The sequence below is a fragment of the Sphingorhabdus sp. EL138 genome (assembly GCF_945890115.1).
GTDB lineage: Bacteria > Pseudomonadota > Alphaproteobacteria > Sphingomonadales > Sphingomonadaceae > Sphingorhabdus_B.
Genome location: NZ_CAMDCK010000016.1, coordinates 1 through 20,403, shown reverse-complemented (window position 1 = coordinate 20,403; position 20,403 = coordinate 1). Strand labels below are relative to the sequence as shown.

General features: G+C 53.6%; 20 protein-coding genes. 7 read left to right on the top strand and 13 right to left on the bottom strand.

Going from position 1 to position 20,403, the window contains the following annotated elements; translation table 11 throughout:
* Positions 1-8: 8 nt before the first annotated feature.
* The gene (locus Q0O07_RS08680) at positions 9-1,223 is read right to left on the bottom strand and encodes an aromatic ring-hydroxylating dioxygenase subunit alpha (RefSeq protein WP_295492580.1); all 1,215 of its coding nucleotides are present in this window, start codon (positions 1,221-1,223) and stop codon (positions 9-11) included.
* Between the two features lie 181 nt (positions 1,224-1,404).
* Between Q0O07_RS08680 and Q0O07_RS08675 the strand changes: the two genes are divergently transcribed.
* Both Q0O07_RS08675 and Q0O07_RS08670 read left to right on the top strand, forming a co-directional pair.
* Positions 1,405-1,716: a Rieske 2Fe-2S domain-containing protein gene (locus Q0O07_RS08675; RefSeq protein WP_295492578.1), complete on the top strand. Its 312-nt coding sequence runs from the start codon at positions 1,405-1,407 to the stop codon at positions 1,714-1,716.
* Positions 1,713-2,342, top strand: a complete 630-nt coding sequence (locus Q0O07_RS08670; RefSeq protein ID WP_295492576.1) for an NAD(P)H-dependent oxidoreductase — start codon at positions 1,713-1,715, stop codon at positions 2,340-2,342. The genes Q0O07_RS08675 and Q0O07_RS08670 overlap by 4 nt, the downstream gene beginning before the upstream one ends.
* A gap of 54 nt (positions 2,343-2,396) precedes the next feature.
* Here Q0O07_RS08670 and Q0O07_RS08665 read toward each other — a convergent pair whose 3' ends face one another.
* The 12 genes from Q0O07_RS08665 to Q0O07_RS08610 all read right to left on the bottom strand — a co-directional run bounded on the left by Q0O07_RS08665 (position 2,397) and on the right by Q0O07_RS08610 (position 15,744).
* Entirely contained in the window at positions 2,397-2,825 is a 429-nt protein-coding gene (locus tag Q0O07_RS08665; protein ID WP_295492574.1) for a Zn-ribbon domain-containing OB-fold protein, read from the bottom strand.
* The gene (locus Q0O07_RS08660) at positions 2,825-3,994 is read right to left on the bottom strand and encodes a thiolase (protein ID WP_295492572.1); all 1,170 of its coding nucleotides are present in this window, start codon (positions 3,992-3,994) and stop codon (positions 2,825-2,827) included. The genes Q0O07_RS08665 and Q0O07_RS08660 overlap by 1 nt, the downstream gene beginning before the upstream one ends.
* A 12-nt stretch (positions 3,995-4,006) precedes the next feature.
* Positions 4,007-4,429, bottom strand: coding sequence for a hypothetical protein (locus tag Q0O07_RS08655; RefSeq protein ID WP_295492570.1), 423 nt, complete (start codon positions 4,427-4,429; stop codon positions 4,007-4,009).
* Complete coding sequence (locus Q0O07_RS08650) at positions 4,429-4,944, bottom strand: MaoC family dehydratase N-terminal domain-containing protein (protein ID WP_295492568.1); 516 nt, start codon at positions 4,942-4,944, stop codon at positions 4,429-4,431. The genes Q0O07_RS08655 and Q0O07_RS08650 overlap by 1 nt, the downstream gene beginning before the upstream one ends.
* Before the next feature lie 376 nt (positions 4,945-5,320).
* On the bottom strand, positions 5,321-6,151 hold the full coding sequence (locus Q0O07_RS08645) for an SDR family oxidoreductase (protein WP_295492566.1): 831 nt from the start codon (positions 6,149-6,151) through the stop codon (positions 5,321-5,323).
* 93 nt (positions 6,152-6,244) lie between these two features.
* Positions 6,245-7,915, bottom strand: coding sequence for an NAD(P)/FAD-dependent oxidoreductase (locus Q0O07_RS08640; RefSeq protein ID WP_295492564.1), 1,671 nt, complete (start codon positions 7,913-7,915; stop codon positions 6,245-6,247).
* 60 nt (positions 7,916-7,975) lie between these two features.
* A complete protein-coding gene (locus Q0O07_RS08635) occupies positions 7,976-9,124 on the bottom strand; it encodes a CaiB/BaiF CoA-transferase family protein (protein WP_295492562.1) in 1,149 nt (382 codons plus the stop codon).
* 264 nt (positions 9,125-9,388) lie between these two features.
* Positions 9,389-9,934 (bottom strand): TetR/AcrR family transcriptional regulator, encoded by a 546-nt coding sequence (locus Q0O07_RS08630; RefSeq protein ID WP_295492560.1) that lies wholly within the window; start codon positions 9,932-9,934, stop codon positions 9,389-9,391.
* A gap of 155 nt (positions 9,935-10,089) precedes the next feature.
* Positions 10,090-11,724, bottom strand: a complete 1,635-nt coding sequence (locus Q0O07_RS08625; RefSeq protein WP_295492558.1) for a long-chain-fatty-acid--CoA ligase — start codon at positions 11,722-11,724, stop codon at positions 10,090-10,092.
* Entirely contained in the window at positions 11,721-12,752 is a 1,032-nt protein-coding gene (locus Q0O07_RS08620; RefSeq protein ID WP_295492556.1) for a phosphotransferase family protein, read from the bottom strand. Before Q0O07_RS08620 ends, Q0O07_RS08625 begins: the two co-directional genes overlap by 4 nt.
* On the bottom strand, positions 12,740-13,474 hold the full coding sequence (locus tag Q0O07_RS08615; protein ID WP_295492554.1) for an SDR family NAD(P)-dependent oxidoreductase: 735 nt from the start codon (positions 13,472-13,474) through the stop codon (positions 12,740-12,742). Before Q0O07_RS08615 ends, Q0O07_RS08620 begins: the two co-directional genes overlap by 13 nt.
* Positions 13,475-13,485: 11 nt before the next feature.
* Entirely contained in the window at positions 13,486-15,744 is a 2,259-nt protein-coding gene (locus tag Q0O07_RS08610; RefSeq protein WP_295492552.1) for a TonB-dependent receptor, read from the bottom strand.
* Positions 15,745-16,187: 443 nt separating this feature from the next.
* On the opposite strand from Q0O07_RS08610, the gene Q0O07_RS08605 reads away from it, so the two are divergent.
* The 5 genes from Q0O07_RS08605 to Q0O07_RS08585 all read left to right on the top strand — a co-directional run.
* On the top strand, positions 16,188-17,480 hold the full coding sequence (locus Q0O07_RS08605) for an acyl-CoA dehydrogenase family protein (RefSeq protein WP_295492550.1): 1,293 nt from the start codon (positions 16,188-16,190) through the stop codon (positions 17,478-17,480).
* Between the two features lie 24 nt (positions 17,481-17,504).
* Positions 17,505-17,972 (top strand): nuclear transport factor 2 family protein, encoded by a 468-nt coding sequence (locus Q0O07_RS08600; protein ID WP_295492548.1) that lies wholly within the window; start codon positions 17,505-17,507, stop codon positions 17,970-17,972.
* A gap of 8 nt (positions 17,973-17,980) precedes the next feature.
* Positions 17,981-18,784, top strand: a complete 804-nt coding sequence (locus Q0O07_RS08595; RefSeq protein WP_295492546.1) for an alpha/beta hydrolase — start codon at positions 17,981-17,983, stop codon at positions 18,782-18,784.
* The gene (locus Q0O07_RS08590; protein ID WP_295492544.1) at positions 18,784-19,926 is read left to right on the top strand and encodes an NADH:flavin oxidoreductase; all 1,143 of its coding nucleotides are present in this window, start codon (positions 18,784-18,786) and stop codon (positions 19,924-19,926) included. Before Q0O07_RS08595 ends, Q0O07_RS08590 begins: the two co-directional genes overlap by 1 nt.
* Positions 19,927-20,056: 130 nt before the next feature.
* Positions 20,057-20,403: aldehyde dehydrogenase family protein (locus tag Q0O07_RS08585; protein ID WP_295492542.1), on the top strand; the 347-nt coding region annotated here is incomplete at its 3' end.

Genomic DNA, 20,403 nt, shown 5'->3' with positions numbered 1-20,403 from the left:
TACTTATATCAAAGCTTTTCAACCCAGTCGTTAAGCACCTGTTGGACGCGCATGGCGGCTGGCACGCGTTCGGGGCCAATCCGGCGATCTGCTTCCTCGTGCCAATGATAGATGCGGCGCTCCTGATAGTTGAGGGGCATGCCTATGAAACCAGGACCTTCGACGGATTCCTGAATCTGTGACGCGAACCTTAAATCTTCGAGCAGGATCGTTTCAAAGTTTTTGATCCGTGTTTCCCAAAGCGGGCTAAGGTCTTTTGCTGGTAGCTTGGGGCCAAACCAATGGCATTCAATCTGCATCGAGTTCGCCGTTTTTGGCCAGAAAACGAGCATGGGTATACCCGTTGCTGTTGGGGGCATTACGATATTGGGAAAGATGTTGTAACTGACATTGTTTATGCGGGGAATCTCGGTGACGCTTGCGATTTCCGGCATTCCCCGTGTGCCGGGATCGATCCAATCTGGCCGACGATTGGGCGTGATCATCCGTGAATGGCCATGCGGCCAAAGGGTGGCGGTCATACCGCGGTGATCGAGGAACCGGTCGGCCGTGTTCTGGTGGATCGATTTTAGATGATACACTTCCAAGAATACATCCAGCAGCACTTTCACGTTACAAGCAACGTCATAGCTGCGCGATTGGACGAGCATGAGATTGTCGAGATCAAATTGCCGAAGTTCGCTTTCCAACGGCCCTAAGCTCTCGAGCAGCCCCAACGCATCAGCCTCCTCGTTGATAAAAATCCAGCCACCCAGCATTTCACAGCGGACAGACAGCAGCGACCGACAGGCAAAGTCGAGATCGACGAAATCGCGCTTGTCGCGTACCGATTTCAACTGACCATCGAGCGTATAGCTCCAGCCGTGATAGCCGCAGACAAAGCCCCGACCTTGGCCGGCCTCTTCGGTGACAAGTGGCCCACCGCGATGGCGGCAGGTGTTGTAGAAGGCGCGCAATTCACCCTGCAGATCACGCACGATCAGAATGGGCGTCCCGGTATTGCGCGTGAGGAACCAGCTTCCCGGTTCAGCGACTTGGCTGGCGTGGCCAGCATAAAGCCAGCTGCGTTTCCAAAGACCCTGTTTTTCCAATTCAAGAAATTGCGGATCGGTATAGCGGGCCGCTGCGATGTCGGGTAGCCGCGGAAAACCCGCCGGGGGCTCGGTGCGCGCGGCTTCGAATGCGATGTTGTCTTTGATACGCCGCGTCGTTTTCGCATCCATAGCCCATGACCTTTAAAAACTGCTGTAATCTCGTATAGAGTGCTAACCCAAAACGACAATCATGTTTGCTTTTTCAAGGCACTTCAGGCATCTTTAGCGGGTAAAAGATGCAGATTTTTCGAAGGGATTTACATGCGTTTTCGACTGATTAGGCACATCGTTGATCAAGGATGCTGAAACCGTGAAAATACCTGTCGCGCCGCTTTGCGATATTCCCGAAAATGGCACCCGTACGTTCGCTTTGCATGGAAAGTCTTTGCTCGTCGCCCGCACTCCTGCTGGCGTGTTCGCTATCGAGAACAGGTGCAGCCATGCCTTGCAGGCCCTCGAAGGCGGCAAATTGAAGGGGTTTCATATCTTTTGTCCCGCGCACGGTGTCCGCTTCGACATGCGTGATGGTTCCGCCATGGGGACATTAACGAAATTGCCGATAAATGTCTGGGACGTCGAAATAATCGACGATGTCATCCACATCGACATGGATGTTGAATGAACAGGCTGCTGTATATCGGGGCCAGTCCACGCAAGGAACGGTCGCGATCAGCCATGGTTGCCGATCATTTGCTGGCGAGCCTTAAAGAGCGAAATCCAGCATTATCAGTCGAGCGTCTTGACTTGTTCGAGATAGATTTGCCCGCATTTGATCAAGATGCCGTTGCAGGTCGCTATCATTTGCTCGCCGGCGATGCGGTTGATCCTGAGCAAGTAGACGCATGGCGAGATCTGAAGAAATGGACTGATCAATTTCTGTCATTTGATAGCTATTTGATAGCCACACCGATGTGGAATTTCGGCATCCCGTATCGGCTGAAACAATATATTGATATCTTGACCCAGCCGGGCCTCACATTCCGCAACGATAGCGTTGGCAATGTCGAAGGGTTGGCTCAGGGACGGCGGGCGATAATCGTTGCTGCCAGCGCAATGCCCTTTGGCAGCCTGCCCGAAATTGACGGGCTGGATTTTCAACTCGCATATTTGAAGGCATGGTTGGGCTTCATCGGTGTGACGGACATCAGTGCGGTGCGCGTGGCGGGAACTTTCGGCCCTGACGATGTTGTCGCGGCGGCTATGGCACAGGCTTTTGCTGACGCGGACCGTCTTGCTAATACGCTGTGACTGTGCCCCGACTAGGATGGTCTGTTACCCGCTATGCAGGGCCCACATCTTCGCCTAGCTTGCAGGATGACCTGCGACAGGCCGGAATTTGGGCATAGTGATTTCAGCCGACCACTGCTCGAAAACCACTTCGACGGCGACGCCGCATTTTACGCTTTCGACATCGCAGCCGATGACATTGCTCATCATTCGCGGGCCTTCCTCAAGCGTGATTAGGGCAATAACATAGGGGACGTCTGCTGCATATGCGTCCGACACAGCGCGCGTGACGATGCTGTAGGTTTCCACAGTGCCGCGTCCGCTGGCTTCACGCCATTCCAGTTGTTGGGACATGCAGTTCGCGCAGATAATGCGCGGGTAGAATTGATGCGTGCCGCAGGCCGCACAATATTGCAGCAATAGTTTATGATCGCGGCAGCCCTGCCAGAAAGGCGCGGATTCTGGGGTCGGGCAGGGGAGAAATTTTTCTATCTGGCCGGTCATCAGTACCGCTCCCGCCCAAGGATCACTGTGGTATGGCTAGACATGATGCCGCCTTGGCCATGCACAATCGCGACTTTGGCGTCCTCGACTTGACGCGCGCCCGCCGTGCCACGAAGCTGCGTCACGGTTTCGGTGAGTGCAAACATCGACCCCGGATTACCCGGATGGCAATGCGATAAAAGCCCGCCATGGGTATTGACGGGCAACATACCACCCAGTTCAATATTGCCATTTTCCACAAATGCGCCGCCTTCACCCTTTTGACAAAAGCCTAAATCTTCAAGCTCCACCAGCACTGTGGGTGTGAAACAATCGTATAATTGTGCGAAGTCCATGTCGCTCGGCTTAAGGCCCGCCATAGCATAAGCCCGACGGCCCGATTCCGCAGCGAAGGATGTGGTCAGGCTTTGTGCTTGGCTGATATGTTCATGGCCATGCCCTTCGCCCACACCTAGGATATACACAGGGTGATGCGGGAAATCCGCGGCTCTATCAGCCGAGGTCATGATGATCGCTGATCCACCGTCCGACACCAATGAACAGTCGAGCAGGTGTAAGGGATCTGCAATCATGCGCGAATTCATGACATCATCTATGGTGATAGGGGTGCGCATTTCGGCGGCCGGGTTGAGGCAGGCATGTTTGCGGCAGGCGACGGCGATTGCGGCAAACTGTTCGGCGGTCGTGCCATATTTGTGCATATGGGCACGGGCGATAAGGGCGTAAAAAGCTGGGACCGTGGGGCCGAAGGGAATTTCAAACTGAGAATGGCCCGCCGACGACTGCATTTTCATAGCCTGATCTCGTGTCAGGCCGCTGCGCAAACTGTCGGCCATCGTGATCAGGACGGTATGGCACATGCCGCTGACGATCGCAGCCGCTGCATGATGCAGGATCGAAAAGGTCGTGCTGCCGCCAGCGCCCACGCTCATGCAATAGCGCGGGAATATTTGCATATATTCGGCCATTGCTTCGGCGTGATACATATAGGGTTCGGCCATCGAATTGCAGGTGATTAGCCCATCGATCTGGTCCTTTGTGATACGGGCATCTGCCATAGCGCGCCGTGCCGCATCGATACACAAGCCGGTGGGGCTGAATTGGGGAAGCTTTCCCACCTGAGTGTCCGCAGCCCCAACAATGGCAACTTTTCCTCGCAAGCTATCCATGATTGTTTCCGATCAGGCCTTATTGAAGGCAACGACGGCAGTGCCCGGAACGATCACGTCACCGGCTTCATTCTTGATGAAGATTTCAAGTCTTGCGGAACCCGTGTCATGATCCACCGAAAGCACCCGCCCGCCTGAGGTCACTGTCTCGCCTATATATGCGGCTTTGCGGTTCGAATATTCAAGCTGCGTCATCTGGCCCGCACCATCCAGCCATTCTATAACACATTGGGTCAGCCAGTCGCCAAGCATCGGTCCCGACATCACAATACCGGGATAGCCTTCGACTTCAGTAGCGTAAGGCATATCGAAATGGATGCGATGGGCATTCCAAAGCGCGGCGCTATACATGAAATTCTGGACATTATCTGGCGCGTAAGCACGACCGGGTAAGGTGTCGCCTGGCTTTAGGTCTGTTATTTTCGATGTGTTCATTATCGCAAGAGCCGTGTTGTTTTTTCAGTGAGGACAAGTTCGCCAGCGGCCGTTTCCACGCGCATGATAACTTCATAAAAAATGATCGGCCCCTGCGAGCCAGATTTTTCATAGATATTGGTCAGGGTGCGTGTGGCAACCAGAACATCCTCTGCCATGATAGGTCTGAAATAATCGATACTGAGGCCGCCAGCCATTGCTTTTTCAAGCGGAAATTTGGGTAGCAATTCATCGATTGAAACGCCGTCGGGAGTCAGCTTATCAAGTTCAACCATATCCCAGAACAGAGCGAGATGAAATAAGGGCGGGGCTTCATCGCCATCCAGATATTCTTTTTTCTTCCAGCCCGTCGCAATTGAATATTTACGTATTTCGCGCCGAGAGGCAATTTCGGTCCGAGGTGCGGACGTCCGGCCAATGCAAGCAAGCAGATCATCACTCAACAGCCCATCCGTGCTTCCGGCATTTTTTCTGTCTGGTTCAGACAAGGTTAACTGCTGTTGTGCTGTACTCATGTTACGTTACTTTTCAAAAATTTTCTGTCTGATTTCCATGGCTCGCTTATCTGAGATTCATGATTAAATCCACACTAGATATTAGCCTGATACAGGCTAAGTTTGGCGCTCGCGCGCCCTGCTATGTTCGCCTTTGGGTGACATCGGATACCTTGAAGCAGCTTTCTGAGTAATCTGATCGGGGTAGCGCTGGCAAGCCAGCGCGCATCCCTGCTTCTAGGTCATTTAACAGCCGCAATCATGGCTTTGGTATTCATTGTTCCCAGCAACTCTGAATGACTAGCCGAGGATATGCGGCGTACTTAGGCAACATCCATGGGCATAGCACCAGGTGGCGCCTGGGGCGGTATATGGCCAGCCACTCTAGCAGCCGCTATTAGCTGGCCTTTGCGACTACTTCGCCGATCATCGGCTGATACTCGCTGAAGTTCGGTTTTGCAGCGGTCGCGCCAATAGTCGTCCCGGCATCTGTCGTTAGCGTGTGACCAGTGGTGTAACCCGATTCATCGCTCGCCAGCCACAGAGCAGCATTAGCAACGTCTTCGGCGAGACCTGCTCGCCCGCGCAGCGGAGAAACTTCCGCCAATATGCGCTTGGCTTCTTCGATATTGCCAGGGTCGCCGGTCAGGACATTCGCAACCATCGGGGTCGCCATGCTTGCGGCGGCAATTGAATTGACGCGAATTCCAAAATGGCACAGCTCAGCAGCGACATTCTTGGTCATCCCAACGACAGCGTGCTTTCCTGCTGCATAAGCATGCGGGCCAAGTCCACCCATCAAGCCAGCCGTGCTGGCCATGCTGATTATGCTGCCGCATTCCGCAGGTTTCATGACGCGTGCTGCGTGCTTCATGCCAAAAAACACACCATTGACCAGCACCGCAAGCGAAGCGGCCCATTCATCGGCTGGCGTTGTATCAATCGGTCCGACCGCGCCGATGATACCGGCATTATTGAACATAACATCCAACTTACCGAACCGGCTGATGGCAAGATCCACAAGCGCAGCAACATGGTCTTCCTGCGTCACGTCGCAAACGGCAAAGGCAGCTTTGTCGCCAAATTGTGCTGCAAAAGCTTCGCCCGGGCCGCGTTGTATGTCGCCGATGACGACCTTGCAGCCTTCTGCAATAAATCGGCTCGCCGTTGCAGCACCTATGCCCATTGCTCCGCCGGTGATGACCGCTACTTTATTTTCCAGCCGCATTTACCAATATCCTTTTTGCCATCCCCCACCTCTTTAAGACGTGTGAATGTGGTTTAACTAGAGTGCCTTATTGAATGCCCGATGCAAAGCCGCCTATGATAATGTCTTGAAGGACAGTTGCGGAAAACCTTCGGCAGCCGATTGGTCCAAAGCATCATAATAGGCATTGGCACCGCCGAAATAAATCAGAACGCGCGCACCTTTATCTTCCCGATTGGCACCCATCATCCACGAATTGACCTTGTCTCCGTTTGCCATAAGCGTTTGCTCATGAATATTACTGGTGGCGGCAGTCCATTCAGTTTCGGCTGCTTCTTGCGGCTCAAACACATCTAAACCTTCGCGTTCCATCTTATCAATGCAGCGCGAAATCCACATGGCGTTCTGCTCAATTGACGTCGGCAGGTTAGCAAATGGTGCCTGAGGCCCGGTGACCACGAACATGTTGGGGAAACCTGTTACGCATACCCCCATGATACTGCTCGATTGGGCCTGCCACTTTTGACGGAGCGTTTGCCCATTTACACCACGGATCGGAAACGCCTCCAACGCGCCTGTGTACGCCTTGAAGCCCGTCGCAAGCACGATGATGTCAAATTCATACTCATTTTGGGTAGTGCGAACACCGGTCTCCGTAATCTCTACCAGAGGTTCCTGATTCTTGATGTCGACCAGATGCACATTGTCTCTGCTGAATGCCTCTAGATATCCATGATCGAGCGGGGGGCGCTTGGCGAACAGAGGATAATCATCGAAATTTGGCACAAGCAATTTGGCTAGAGCGGGGTCTTTTATGCGCTCTTTCATTTTTTTACCAATGAAGTCGCCTGCCATCCGGTTCGCTTCAGGGGTAGCGAGAAGATCGTCGAAGGTTTCAAAAACCCATCTAAAGCTGCCCGTCCAATTCTCTTCAAAAATACGCTCCCGTTCCTCGGCCGGCGTATCTATTGCATTACGCCCCACTGGGCTATCGAAGGCCATTCCGAAAACGTGGTTCCGGCACTTCGATATAATGGCATCGTAATTGCTTTTTATTTCCTTTTCCCATTCGGGCGTCATCGACTTTTGCATTGCAGGCAATATGTAATTTGCCGTGCGTTGGAATACCGTCACGCTGCCCGCGGTTTCGGCGACGACTGGAAGCATCTGCACCGTTGTTGCACCCGCACCAATAATCCCCACCTTCTTGCCCGCATAATCCAAACCTTCGTTAGGCCAGCGGGACGAATGAAAGATCGGCCCCTTGAATTTGTCCATGCCGGCAATCTTCGGAATCATCGGTTCGGAAATCATCCCCATGCCGCTGATGAAATATTTGCAGGTAAAGACACTGCCGTCGCCAGTTGTTACCTGCCAGTAGCCGCGGTCCTCGATATATTGGGCGTCGACGATCTCGGTGTTAAGCTGAATATATGGCCACATGTCGCATTTGTCGGCGACGAACCGCATATAGCTTTGCGTCTCTTCCCGGCCAGGATAACGCTTTGTCCAAGACCATTCTTGCAGCAGTTCTGGAGAGAAGGTCAGGCAATAATAATAGCTTTCACTGTCGGTAGCTGCTCCTGGATAATGGTTCCAAGCCCACGTGCCGCCAACGTCCGAAGCTCGGTCGAACACGCGCACATTCAGATCCAATTTTCGCAGATAATGGATCAGGGCTAGTCCAGCAAAGCCAGCGCCTATGACAATCGCGTCATAGTCCAGGGTCGGCAGGTCTTCACGATTTTTGATGGCCACACTTGCGTCCGCATTATCTATTGTCATCACACTCTCCAATAATTTACCGGGACCTGTGTTGGTGCCGGTCATTGCCCCTCAATGTCTTCAACTTGTAGTTATCCTATCTGGGTCGGCCATTCCTACTTCTGCAAGAATATCCTCCCGACCGGCGTCGCGCTGCCACATTTTGGGCAGAACGACCTTTGTTTCGCCAAATCTCGGCGCTGGATGCGGTTGCATCCAGCCACCCGACTCTAAATAGCTACCCCTGAGGCGGTTGTGATTATACTCAGGCGCCTCAGCCATCGTCACAACTTCGGTGTAACAACAGTCGCGATGTTGCAGGAGAGCCGTCCAAGCCTCACGCGGGGCCGAAGAAAAAATCTCACTCAGCCTTAGCTTCATAATAGGCCAATTTTCTTGGTCAAGCTGCGCCGCGAATAGCGGGTCGTTGCCCAGTTCCAGCGCTTCAATAAAGCGTGCATAAAACTGCGCTTCAATGGCCCCAATAGCGATCAGCTTTCCATCTGCGCAGGCATAGCTCGAATAAAATGGCGCGCCGCCGTCAAGGAGGTTTTGACCGGGCTCTTTTTCCCACATGGCATTATGTTTCAGAGACCACATGCCGGCCATCAATGCTGCAGACCCTTCGGCCATGCTACAATCGATAACGCGCCCATGGCCGGTCTGCCGTGCAGCCAACAGAGCCGATACGAACCCGAAGGCGAGCATCATACCGCCACCGCCATAATCGCCAATGAGGTTGAGCGGCGGCATTGGCGGTTTGCCTGCCTGACCCAGCGCTGCAAGGCATCCGTTGATCGATATATAATTGAGATCATGTCCTGCATGATTGGACAGGGGGCCATCTTGTCCCCAACCAGTCATCCGTCCATATATGAGAGCAGGGTTGCGCTGCATTAAAGTCTCAGGCCCCAATCCCAGACGTTCCGCCACACCCGGCCTAAACCCCTCGATCAGGCCGTCGGCTGTTTCGACGAGCCGGGCCACGATTTCAATCGATTCAGGACGTTTCAAATCCAATGTGATCGAACGCCGTGAACGCAACAGAACATCGCATTGCTGCTCCTTCACATTGGCCCCAGGTCGATCTATACGTATTACTTCGGCACCATGATCGGCAAGCATCATGCCACAAAAGGGCGCAGGGCCGATTCCGGCCAATTCTATCACCCGCACCCCATCAAGAACCGGCTGCTTCAAATGGCCGTCAATACTCTGCGCACCACTCATCTTATGTCCGTTCCTGCAGCGCAGATATTAGGCATTGTCGAAGCACAGGAAGCAAACCCCGTCACCGTCACCAAACGACGCGCCAAGAGCCTTAAGATTAGCGAATCGACAGCTTTTGCCAAGCCAACTCTCCAACATTATCGGGTGCCGCCCACGACGTTTTACCGTTTATTTGCTAGCGTCTAGCAAATGAAAAATCAAGCTTAAAAAAAAGTGTTAATATATTGTAATATATATATTTTGAAGAAAAAATTTTGAAGAAAATTAATCTGTTGCAAATGTCTTCAAGGTCAATTGGCGAAAAGCTTCAAACTGTTTGTGCAGGTCGACATTGTTAGGGGCGACAAGCCACTGGTAGATCGTCCCAAAAATAAAACTGCAGAAACCGAATGCATAGCATTCGGCATCTACTGCCGGGTCGATTTCGCCGTTCGCAATACCTTCTTCGACCCAGTGCGCGACGTCGCTGCGATAGATTTCATGATAGGCGGCAAGATGATCGCGTACATCATTGTGCGTGCTGATCGATTCAAACCACAGGATGTACATAGCCTGCATATATTTGGAGTGGCTCGACAGAAAATCTTCGACCGCGCACAATGCTGCTAGGCATGCCTGAACGCCGCCGCGTGTTCCAACCTTGTTCGCGAGCTCTTGGGTCCAACTGGTATTGAAATGCAGAACAAGTTGGCCGAACAGCGCATCCTTTGATCCGAAACGGCTAGACGCCAGCCCTCGCGAATAGCCGGCGCGTTCCCCCACGGCCTTCAGCGTTGTTGCATGTGTGCCTTGTTCTACGATCAATTGCATGGCTGCTTCGAACATCCGGGCATCAGATAGAGCCGTTCGTTCCGCTTGTGTGCGTCGACTGATGCGCGGCCTGACGCGTGTCTTAGGCAAAGCAGTTTGCAGGACCTCCGTTACCTCGCGAAGGGAAGCCTTGCCCTTCATCAGCGGTAGAGCATTCATGGATTGTCCTCAATCTTCTCAAACTTAGTCTTACCGGGCGCGAATGCCTCGCGCAGTGCCTGCTTGTCAATCTTGCCAACACTGGTCAGCGGCAGTTTAGCGACACATGCCCAATATTCGGGTATCCAAAAGCGTGCAACTTTACCCTGCAAGGCGCGTCGCAGGCCCACAAAATCGGGCCTTGCGCCATCTCGTGTAGTGACAATCGCTAATGGCCGCTCTTCCCAACGCGGGTCGGGGACTGCGATAACTGCGGCTAGGTCGATATCAGGAAGGCTGGAAATGTGATTTTCGAGTTCCGCCGACGGAATCCACTCCCCGCCTGATTTTATCAAATCCTTTAATCGGTCTGTTACCTGCACATATCCGCGTTCATCAATCGTTCCCGCATCGCCAGTGTCCAGCCATCCGTCGTCGGTTAACACGCCACTCGAACCAACGCGGTGATAGCCGCGCGCAATCCATGCACCACGAAGTTGCAAGCGCCCGATGGTTCTGCCATCTTCGCTGAGACGCGTGCCATCGTCGTTGACCAACCGCACACGAACACCGGCGACCGGCCGGCCGCTTTTTGCACGCAAGCGCCGCGCCTCTTCATCCGATGCGTCGGCAGCAGGGTGCGACAGAACGCAAAGTGGGCTAGTTTCCGTCATTCCCCAACCTTGGATAAGCGGCACGTTCCAGCTTCGCTCAACCTCAGCGATGAGGCCTTCGGACACCGCCGAGCCACCTACCACGATGACGCGAAAGCTTCCCATATCGACTGGGTTCTTGGCGTCGATGCGGAGCAGATCGTTTAAGATGGTTGGCACGGTGGCGGTAAATGTCGGCGCTGTTGCGCGGATCATCTGGCGGATCGCTTCGGGCTGCAAATGAGGGCCTGGCAGAACGAAATCTGCCCCCGCGAGCCAGCCCGAATAAGGCAAACCCCAAGCATTGGCATGAAACATAGGCGGCAGTAATAAAATTTTATCTCTGTCACCTAAGGCAAAGGCGTTTGTGGCCATTGATGCCAGGCTATGCAGGTAAATCGTGCGGTGCGAATAGACGACCCCTTTCGGATTGCCTGTTGTTCCGGATGTATAACAGGTGGCGGCGGCGGCCGTCTCTTCAATATCGAGGAATTCGGCCATCGGCTCATGGTCGGCGATAAAGTCCTCGTAGAGCGTCCATGGCTTTTCAAGCCCCGTGAGCTGAGATGCATTGCCGGTAACGATGATGTGCTTAAGCGCGTCGAGCGAATTAATCTGGGGCAGGAGCCCAGCCAGCAAATCGCCGTCGGCAATCAGAATAGCGTCGTCGGCATCGGCCATGATGAAACGGATCTGATCGGGATGCAGCCGCAGATTTAGCGTATGGAGCACAGCGCCCATCGCGGGCACCGCAAGATACGCCTCGAAATGGGCAAAATCATTCCAGCTTAACGTCGCAACACGCGTATTTTTCTCCACGCCTGCCAACCGCAACGCTGTGGCAAGGCGGCGCGCGCGAATGGCTGTCTCGGCATAGCTGCGCCACGTCATCTGCGCGCCGTCGAATAAGCCGATGCGGCTCGAAGCATGAATGCGCTCGCCATGCGCAAAAATTGCAGCGGTGCCTAGCGGTTCGTGCATCATGGTGGCGTCCATCATGTCATACCCTTTATCTGAGCAATGCGTTGAGCGGCATCGAGTAATGCCGGCACATCGTGCTCAAGGCCACGTTCATAAGGTCCGTCAACTTGCCCATTGCGGAACAAAACATACGCGCCTTCGACGATCACCGCGAGACGCCATAATGCAAAAGCTTGAAAATAAGAGAGATGTTCGATTGAGAGCCCTGTTGAGTCTGCCCAACGCTGCGCCAATGCATCACCGCCGACCGCTCCATGAACATTCGACACGCGCTGCACAAAGGCGAAGCCGAGAGGCAGGCTTTCATCGCGATTCCACATTGCGGTGACAAGCCCGACGTCGACAAGGGGATCGGCCAATGTTGCCATTTCCCAATCGAGTATGGCTGTGACTCTTGGTTCAATCGGGTCCATCAACACATTGTCGAGGTGATAGTCGCAATGGACGATACGTACCGTCTCAGGCTCTGGAACGTTTTCGGCGAGCCACGCTCCGAGTATTTCGACCAGCGGTAGATCGCGGACTTTGCTGGCTAAGCGCACCGCCCGCCATCGTTCGATCTGGCGGGCAACAAAATCCCGCGCTTTCTTTACATCACCCAAGCTTTCAGGAACTGGCGTAATCGCATGTACTTGGGCGAGGGCATCTATCAATGCGATGCCGACAGCATCGACAGTTGCGATGCTGTTAGAATAAGCGGGCGGAAAAGTGTCGGTAATCGCCGTTCCCGACACGAAGCGCGTGAGGGAAAATGGGGTGCCCAGTATATCCGGATCTTCGCAATATAATATGGGTTCGGCGACCGGCGCATTGCCCGCGATAGCCGATATGAAGCGAAATTCGCGCGCGATACCGGCGCTGGCAAGGTCAGATACCGTATTATGAGGTGGATGACGTAGCACCAATGGACCGCTCGCGGTTTCCACGAGACTGGTTACATTCGCGTTGCCGCCCGCAAGCCTGCGCGCGATCCGCACTTCGGTAAAATCTGCATTTTCTTCCAACCAACGGCAAAACCGTTCGGCCGGATCGTTCACAGCTTGCACAGCAATCCACCATCATTGGAGATCGTTGAGCCCGTCATATATGGCGATCCTGCCACCCACCAGACGACATTGGCTAGTTCGTCGGCCGTGCCTTCACGACCAAGTGGAATGCTTTCGATAAGTCTCGCTTTGGCGCGCGCAGATATGCCTGCCGTCATTTCGGTCGAGACCATACCAGGGATTACGAGATTAACCCTTATGCCGCTGCGCGCCAGTTCAATGGCCAATACCTGCGTTAGTCCAGCCAGTCCGGCTTTAGACGCCCCATATGCAGCATCGCCGGCAAAACCACGAAGACCAACAACGGCACCGATGTTAACGATCGAGCCACCTGCACCCAAATAAGGCAGTGCGGCACGAACGCAGTTAAGTGGGCCAGAGAGGTTGGTGTCAATAACGGCTTGCCAATCACCTTGGGAAAGAGAGCCAATTAGCCCGCCACGATGCAGGCCCGCATTGTTCACGAGGACATCAATGCCGCCCCAACGCTCGGCCACTTTCGCACAAGCATCCGATACGGACGCCGGATCGGTTACATCTACGATAAGGCCCATCGCATTGTCCCCAATCGCCCGGGCCTCATCAAGAACTTTCTCCCCGCGCGCGAAAAGGGCAACTTTATCCCCATGGCTCGCGGCGATCCTGGCGATCGCGAGGCCAAGGCCCCGCGATGCACCAGTAACTACCCATCGCCGCGTTTCAAGCTTTGGCTGTTGAGTCATATCAATCCTGCTTAAAACGCTTGCGTCACGGCAATGCCCCATGTCCGGCTTGGACGCGGTGCCGCATAACTCCAAACGCCCTGAACATCGTAGCCGATCGTCCAGCCATTTTCGTTCGCCAAATTCTTGCCGAACAAGCTAACGGTTGTCTGGTTGAACCGTGCGTTGATGGATGCGTCTACCAAGAATTGGCCGCCGTTCCGCAGGTTTGGATTATTGAGGAACGTGATTTCATGGCCGCCGATGTAACGGACATCGCCTGAAATCCATGCCGACGCATCGTTGCCGATGTCCTGTTCATATGTTCCTCCAAGGCTCCCTGTCCATTTTGGTGCGCGACGGATTTTCAGGAACGAAGCATCTACAGGTTTGCCTGTGCTGTAGATGTCACCGAAAAAGTCCTTATATTTCGCATCAAGATAGCCAAGATTTCCATTGAGCGTGAAGCCATCAAACAACTGTGCTGTCAAATCAAGTTCGAATCCCCTGAACTCAGCTGAGGACGCGTTGATCGTGCGGTTCTCGCGTCCCGTTGATGTGCCAGGTGCTGGAACGTCCAGATCCTGCTGCATATCTTTATACTTCATTATGAAAGCTGACCCGTTCAATCGAACCCGGTTGTCCGCAAATTCGGTTTTGAAGCCGATTTCATAATTGTCGAGTGTTTCAGGATCATAAGGTATGGTTGCCGCACTAAGCGTCGCAGGACGCCCATTGAAGCCGCCTCCACGATAGCCGCGTGACCACAAGCCATAGACCATAGAGTCGTCAGAAAGTTCGTAGCGGAGCGAAACGCGCGGCGTGAACTTTTTCCAGCTTTCCTCGGCGGGCTTCGCCATTTTTATGGTTCCAGGAAGCGTAGCAATTGGGTTTGCTTCAATCAGAGTTCCATAAATTTTTACTGGCAAGTCATTGACGATGCTGGACTTCTTGTCCTTCGTATATCTCGCGCCAACCGTTAGCGTGAGCTTTTCCATGAGATCATAGTCGCCCTCGCCATAGATTGCCCATGACTTGTTGGTCTGCGTGACATCTTGTGCACTGGTAAGCAGTGGCGGTCCAGCAAAGCCGATATAGTTCTTCAGATTGATGGTATATTGCGAATCCCACAGATAGGCACCCAGCACAAATGTTGCTGGACCTGTTCCACCCTTAGTCAGCCGTAATTCGTTCGTGGTCTGGCGCCAGCGCGCAGGCCGATCCGTGTGATACAGCGTAAATGGTGTGGTGTCGAAGTCCTGCGTGATTGTTTCGTCTGTTTTCAACCAGCCGAGAATATAATCGATCTGCATATCGGATCCGACATCATAGGTCGCTTTGGCGACTGCCATGTCGAGCTTAAATGTCGCGTTTTTGTCCAGCCGTCCGTCAGAGACGCTCACATAGCGATCCCCCGATGTGGGAACGCCGGGCTTGGGCGAGCACTGGGCATATGCTTTACAGAACAAGTCGGTCGGCCGATTAACCGCGAGCAATTGTGGCGGATCCTGCTTGGTTTTCTGATGATCGTAGCTGACTTGAATGTCGAGATTTTCGGTCGGCTCAAACAACAGTGCACCTGAAACAGCGTAGAATTCAGACCGCTGCCCTGGTTGTTTAAAGAATTTATTATACATATAGCCGTCGGACTTTTCATAAGCGCCGCTGACTTTGACCGCTACATTATCTGTCAGGCCGGTGCTGGTAACACCTTCGATCTTGAATGTGTCAAACCGACCGTAAGTCGCGCGTGCCTTTCCAGTAAGATCATAAGTTGGTCGCGAGCGCGCGAGATTGATTACGCCACCCGTGGCGTTGCGTCCGAACAATGTTCCTTGTGGTCCACGCAGAACCTCAACACGATCAATATCGATCGCCTTGAGCAAACTACCTGAGCTCTGCCCGATGTAAATATCATCAAAAACAACGCCGACGGCTGGATCGACTGACTTTTCGACATCCCCGACGCCGATGCCGCGGATATAAATAGCGGCAACGCCGCCCGGACCTTGCTGCGTATCATCAATAACGATGTTCGGTGATGCGCCGGCAAAGTCACGTATGTCGGAATCAAAGCGCCTTTCCAGTTCGCCAGCAGATAGCGCGCTGACCGATGCAGGGACATCCTGCATGTTTTCGTCGCGCTTACGAGCTGTAACAAGTATTTCTTCCAACCCCTGCGATTCTGCCTGCGTCTCCGTGTTTGTTTCCTGCGCACTGACTACTGACGCAGGATATAATATAATTGCAGCGGTGGTAAGCAGCCGCGTGATTTTTATACGATCTATCATGATCATTCCTCTCCAAAAACGGGCGCACGATTTGGTCGCGATCTCCCCTACAGATGTCGCAATTTACGCTCCATCTTGCAGGATGCCTCACTTGCTTGTCATCGACAAGTAAATTTTGTAAAAAGAATGAATTATATCAGGATAAGGTTTTTATCCATCTGTATTTAATGGAATAATTCTCATTATTCCCATGCTTGACCATTCTTGCTTGTTCTCAACTAGTAACTATGCAACAAAGATTCGGAAGGGTTATATCAGCCGTGGGAAAGAGTGGCATAAGAGTCGGGCGTCCAAGTAAAGCGGCTCCAAACTCGAGTGGTGCAAGAGGAGCAAGTGAAGTGCAGGCCGTATATGTGTCTGACGCGAAAATACGGAGCGAATGTGCCTGAAAAGCAGGTCGATGAATGTGGTTGGAACCAACAAAGTAAGGAAACTATTTACTGATGGCATGGGATTTTTCAAACGAGCCTGAATTTGAACTGCAACTGGAATGGATGCGCGGGTTTGTTGCCGAGGAGATTGAACCACTCGATCTGGTGTTTCGCGATCCCGGTGCGCATGTTGACCCGCGGTCGCGCGCTGCGCGTATCATGGCACCGCTTAAAGAAGAGGTTAAAAAACGGGGGCTTTGGGCCTGCCATCTTGGTCCCGAACTCGGAGGAAGAGGCCTTGGCCAGCTGAAGCTTGGGCTGATGAACGAAATTCTAGGGCGCAGTCGCTTTGCGCCTACTGTGTTTGGGACACAAGCGCCTGACACAGGCAATGCAGAGATACTTGCGCGCTTCGGCACGCCCGAACAAAAGGCTAAATATCTTCAACCGCTGCTCGATGGTGAGATTGTTTCCTGCTATTCGATGACTGAACCGCAGGCTGGGGCTGATCCTGGCGAGTTCACCTGCAAGGCGCATTTAAATGGCGGCGAATGGGTGATTGAGGGTGAGAAATGGTACGCTAGCCACGCGTGCATTGCTGAGTTCCTGATTGTCATGGTCATAACTGACCCTGATGTTCCGGTGCATGAGGGGTCGACAATGTTAATTGTCCCGCATGACACGCCCGGACTTGAGATCATAAGAAATACCGCCGTTGGTCCAAAAGATGAGATTGGCAGCGGGGTCCACGGCTATCTTCGTTTCACCAACTGCCGCGTACCTCAGGCAAACCATCTTGGTCCAATCGGTGCTGGCTTTAAGGTCGCTCAGTCGCGCCTTGGAGGCGGTCGTATCCATCACGCGATGCGCACTGTCGGAATGCTGAATAAAGCGATGGAATATATGACAGAGCGCGTCGTTAGCCGTACCACTAAGGGCGAACGTTTGGCCGACAAGCAGATGGTCCAAGAGAAAATCGCCGACAGCTATACGCAGATTCTGCAATTTCGCTTACATGTCCTCTATGCCGCATGGCTGCTTGACCGCGATCAGGCCTATACCCGCCCAGTGAGGCGCGAAATCAGTGCCATTAAGGCCGCCATGCCGGGCGTGCTTAAGGATGTTGTGTATCGCGCACTGCATCTGCACGGTTCACTTGGCATGTCGAACGAAACGCCATTGATGGATATGTGGCAATATGTGCCCGAAATGGGGATCGTCGATGGACCGACCGAGGTGCACAAAGTCGGCGTGGCGAAGGACATATTGAGAGATGTTCAGCCGTTCCCTGGGCCTTTCCCGAGCTATCATGTGCCAGCCCGTCTCGCCGCAGCGCGGGAGAAATTCGCCGCATATCTTGACTGATGTGCGATATCTCAAGGAATTGATATGACAGAGATCTCTAATATCGAACAACGTTTAGACCGTGTTGAGAGCCGGTTCGCGATGCATGATTTGGTTAGCGATTATTGCCATGGCTTCGACAAGCGCGACTGGGAACGTTTCAGTGCAATATGGTGGCCCGATGCCACATGGGACATTGGCCCTCCTTTTGGTAGTTTCGAGGGTTTGGACGGCATTGCGCATGTCACCAAGGATATTCTGTGGGACGCTTGGCTTGCCTCCAGTCACTTTACCACTAATCTCGTTATCTCCTTTGACGGCGATGACCGCGCGACCGGCCTTTGTGACGTGGACTGCATTGGCACGACATCAGATGGTCAGGCGCAAACCGTCAGTGCGACTTATTTTGATAGGTTCGAAAGGCGCGAGGGCGTCTGGAAAATCGCGCACCGCAAGGTGAAGATGCACCACTTCAATCCGCTTCCCGGCGTCACCCTGTCGCCGCCTGCATAGGAGCTTTTATGGCTTATTTTGAAACTGATACTGGTGGCCGCGTGTATTTTGAGCATCACCGTGCGCCCGGATTGCCGGTCGTACTGATCCACGGTTGGGGCATGTCGGGAGATTATTGGGCTTCCGCTGTCGAGGGGCTCCTTGCTGCCGGACATGGCGCCATTGTGATTGATCACCGTGGCTGCGGTCGTTCCGACCGGGATTTTACCGATATGTCGATTGCTGCGATTGCCGGCGATGTGGCTGCGATCATCGATCGCTGTGATGTACCGCGGGTCGTGTTAAATGGCTGGTCCTTGGGCGGCGCTGTGGCCGTTGCCGCTGCCGCATTGCTCGGTAATCGTGTCGCAGGACTTATTCTGACCTGTGGGGCATCGCCGCGTTATGTGCAGGGCGACGGGTTTCCGCACGGCGGAATGCCTGAAGACGTTCTGGCAATCGCTGGCGCAATTACCGCTGACCGCCCCGGCTTTTTCCGGGCGCTGGCGGAAGGCGCATCGGGTGAAGGCGCAAGCGAGGCAATGATTGGATGGGTCGAGCGCGGGTTCTTGGCAACTGCGCCGCGCGCGAGCGAAACACTTGCCGGTCTTGCGACGCTTGACCAGCGTGAACTGCTGGCATCTTTTAATTTCCCCGTCCTGTCGATTGGCGGAACAAAAGATACAATCGCTGACCCTGCGATTGCAGGCTTTGCCGCAAACTGCGCTGCGAATGGAACGCTTCTAACAATGGACACAGGACATTCCCCACAGCTCGAGAATCCTTCTGCCTATAATGAGGCACTGCTCGCATTTTTAAGGGATTTAATTTGATGTCTACTGCTCCGCTTGACGATTTAGCCGCCTTGTTGGCGCCGCTGCATACACCGTTTGCGTGTAAGTCGCTGAAAGCTCCAAACCGTTTCTGCATGGCGCCGATGTCGCGTTATTTTGCTCCGGGGGGCGTATTAGGGGACGACGGGGCAGAATATTATCGCCGTCGGGCCGCTGGTGGCGTCGGTACGATTATAACTGAGGGCACTGGAGTGGCGATTGATCACGCTGTTGCCGCAGACAATATCCCGCTATTTGATGGCGAGGATTCGCTTGCCGGATGGAAGGGCGCAATCGATGCCGTCCACGCCGAAGGCGGGATGTTTGTTCCGCAATTATGGCATGTCGGCGGTTGTATGGATTTCAACTTCCCCGATTCACCCCATGCTCCGTTGGTTAGTCCGTCAGGCTTCGCTGGGCCGGACATTGAGGGTGGTCGCGCCATGACTCAACAGGATATTGATGATACCATCGCTGCCTTCGCAAAATCTGCCCGCTTGGCAAAAGAGATTGGATGCGACGCAATCGAATTGCACGGGGCCCATGGGTATATTTTTGATCAATTCTTCTGGGATCGAACCAACCTACGAAATGATCGCTATGGCGGACCGGACATTGCGGACCGCGTCACATTTGCGGCCGAGGTTATTGCCGCCTGCCGCGCAGCGGTAGGCGAAGATTTTGCTATCATCTTTCGTGTCTCACAATGGAAGACCTATGACTATGATGTAAAACTCGCCGCCAATCCGGACGAGATGCACTGCTGGCTCGACCCGCTGGCCCGTGCCGGGGTGGATATTTTCCATGCTTCGCAGCGCCGCTTCTGGGAACCCGAGTTCGAAGGCGACCACAAAAATCTGGGTGGTTGGATCAAGGAGGTCACGGGTAAGCCAGTGATCACCGTAGGATCAATCGGCATGGATCGAGATTTGATGCAGGATTTTGTCGAAGGCGTATCGTCTCCCATGTTGGGTCGCCTGGAGGATCTTGTAAAGATGTTCGAGCGCAACGAGTTTGATCTCGTCGCACTGGGCCGGGTTCTTCTTGCGGACCCTAACTGGCTGGAAAAGGTAGAGCAGGGACGCATTAATGAGCTCACTCCCTATAATCGCGATACGGCGCTCAAGAACTACGAGCATTAATAATCCGGAGTTTGAAACTCCACGGAGATCACGACCCAAAGATTGCAGATGCTGGCCCGATCTCAGGGGGCAGCAGCGCTTCGTTCGCCAATCATCTGCAAGGACGTTTTGCTAAAAGGAAAAACAAAAAATGCGTCAAATCGATCATTTTATCAGCGGTGGCGCGGGCGCCATTTCAGTGCGCTTTGGCGATATCATGGACCCGAACAATGGTGGCGTTCAGGCGCGTGTGGGGCTGGGCGATGCGGCAGTGCTTGAGCGTGCGGTGCAAGCGGCATTGGCGGCGCAGCCAGCATGGGCGATAACCAACCCGCAGCGCCGTGCGCGGGTGATGTTCGAATTCAAGCGCTTGGTTGAGGCCAATATGGATGATCTGGCGCATATGCTCTCGTCCGAACATGGCAAGGTCATTGCCGACAGCAAAGGCGACATTCAACGCGGTTTAGAAGTCATCGAATTTTGCTGCGGCATCCCGCA

What these genes read in the sequence shown, in the direction of transcription:
- Q0O07_RS08615 (WP_295492554.1), bottom strand. Translation starts at nt 13,474, where the DNA reads ATGACTCAACAGCCAAAGCTTGAAACGCGGCGATGGGTAGTTACTGGT.
- Q0O07_RS08605 (WP_295492550.1), top strand. Translation starts at nt 16,188, where the DNA reads ATGGCATGGGATTTTTCAAACGAGCCTGAATTTGAACTGCAACTGGAA.
- Q0O07_RS08655 (WP_295492570.1), bottom strand. Translation starts at nt 4,429, where the DNA reads ATGAACACATCGAAAATAACAGACCTAAAGCCAGGCGACACCTTACCC.
- Q0O07_RS08645 (WP_295492566.1), bottom strand. Translation starts at nt 6,151, where the DNA reads ATGCGGCTGGAAAATAAAGTAGCGGTCATCACCGGCGGAGCAATGGGC.
- Q0O07_RS08600 (WP_295492548.1), top strand. Translation starts at nt 17,505, where the DNA reads ATGACAGAGATCTCTAATATCGAACAACGTTTAGACCGTGTTGAGAGC.
- Q0O07_RS08625 (WP_295492558.1), bottom strand. Translation starts at nt 11,724, where the DNA reads ATGATGGACGCCACCATGATGCACGAACCGCTAGGCACCGCTGCAATT.
- Q0O07_RS08590 (WP_295492544.1), top strand. Translation starts at nt 18,784, where the DNA reads ATGTCTACTGCTCCGCTTGACGATTTAGCCGCCTTGTTGGCGCCGCTG.
- Q0O07_RS08610 (WP_295492552.1), bottom strand. Translation starts at nt 15,744, where the DNA reads ATGATAGATCGTATAAAAATCACGCGGCTGCTTACCACCGCTGCAATT.
- Q0O07_RS08670 (WP_295492576.1), top strand. Translation starts at nt 1,713, where the DNA reads ATGAACAGGCTGCTGTATATCGGGGCCAGTCCACGCAAGGAACGGTCG.
- Q0O07_RS08680 (WP_295492580.1), bottom strand. Translation starts at nt 1,223, where the DNA reads ATGGATGCGAAAACGACGCGGCGTATCAAAGACAACATCGCATTCGAA.
- Q0O07_RS08650 (WP_295492568.1), bottom strand. Translation starts at nt 4,944, where the DNA reads ATGAGTACAGCACAACAGCAGTTAACCTTGTCTGAACCAGACAGAAAA.
- Q0O07_RS08595 (WP_295492546.1), top strand. Translation starts at nt 17,981, where the DNA reads ATGGCTTATTTTGAAACTGATACTGGTGGCCGCGTGTATTTTGAGCAT.
- Q0O07_RS08635 (WP_295492562.1), bottom strand. Translation starts at nt 9,124, where the DNA reads ATGAGTGGTGCGCAGAGTATTGACGGCCATTTGAAGCAGCCGGTTCTT.
- Q0O07_RS08665 (WP_295492574.1), bottom strand. Translation starts at nt 2,825, where the DNA reads ATGACCGGCCAGATAGAAAAATTTCTCCCCTGCCCGACCCCAGAATCC.
- Q0O07_RS08630 (WP_295492560.1), bottom strand. Translation starts at nt 9,934, where the DNA reads ATGCAATTGATCGTAGAACAAGGCACACATGCAACAACGCTGAAGGCC.
- Q0O07_RS08660 (WP_295492572.1), bottom strand. Translation starts at nt 3,994, where the DNA reads ATGGATAGCTTGCGAGGAAAAGTTGCCATTGTTGGGGCTGCGGACACT.
- Q0O07_RS08640 (WP_295492564.1), bottom strand. Translation starts at nt 7,915, where the DNA reads ATGACAATAGATAATGCGGACGCAAGTGTGGCCATCAAAAATCGTGAA.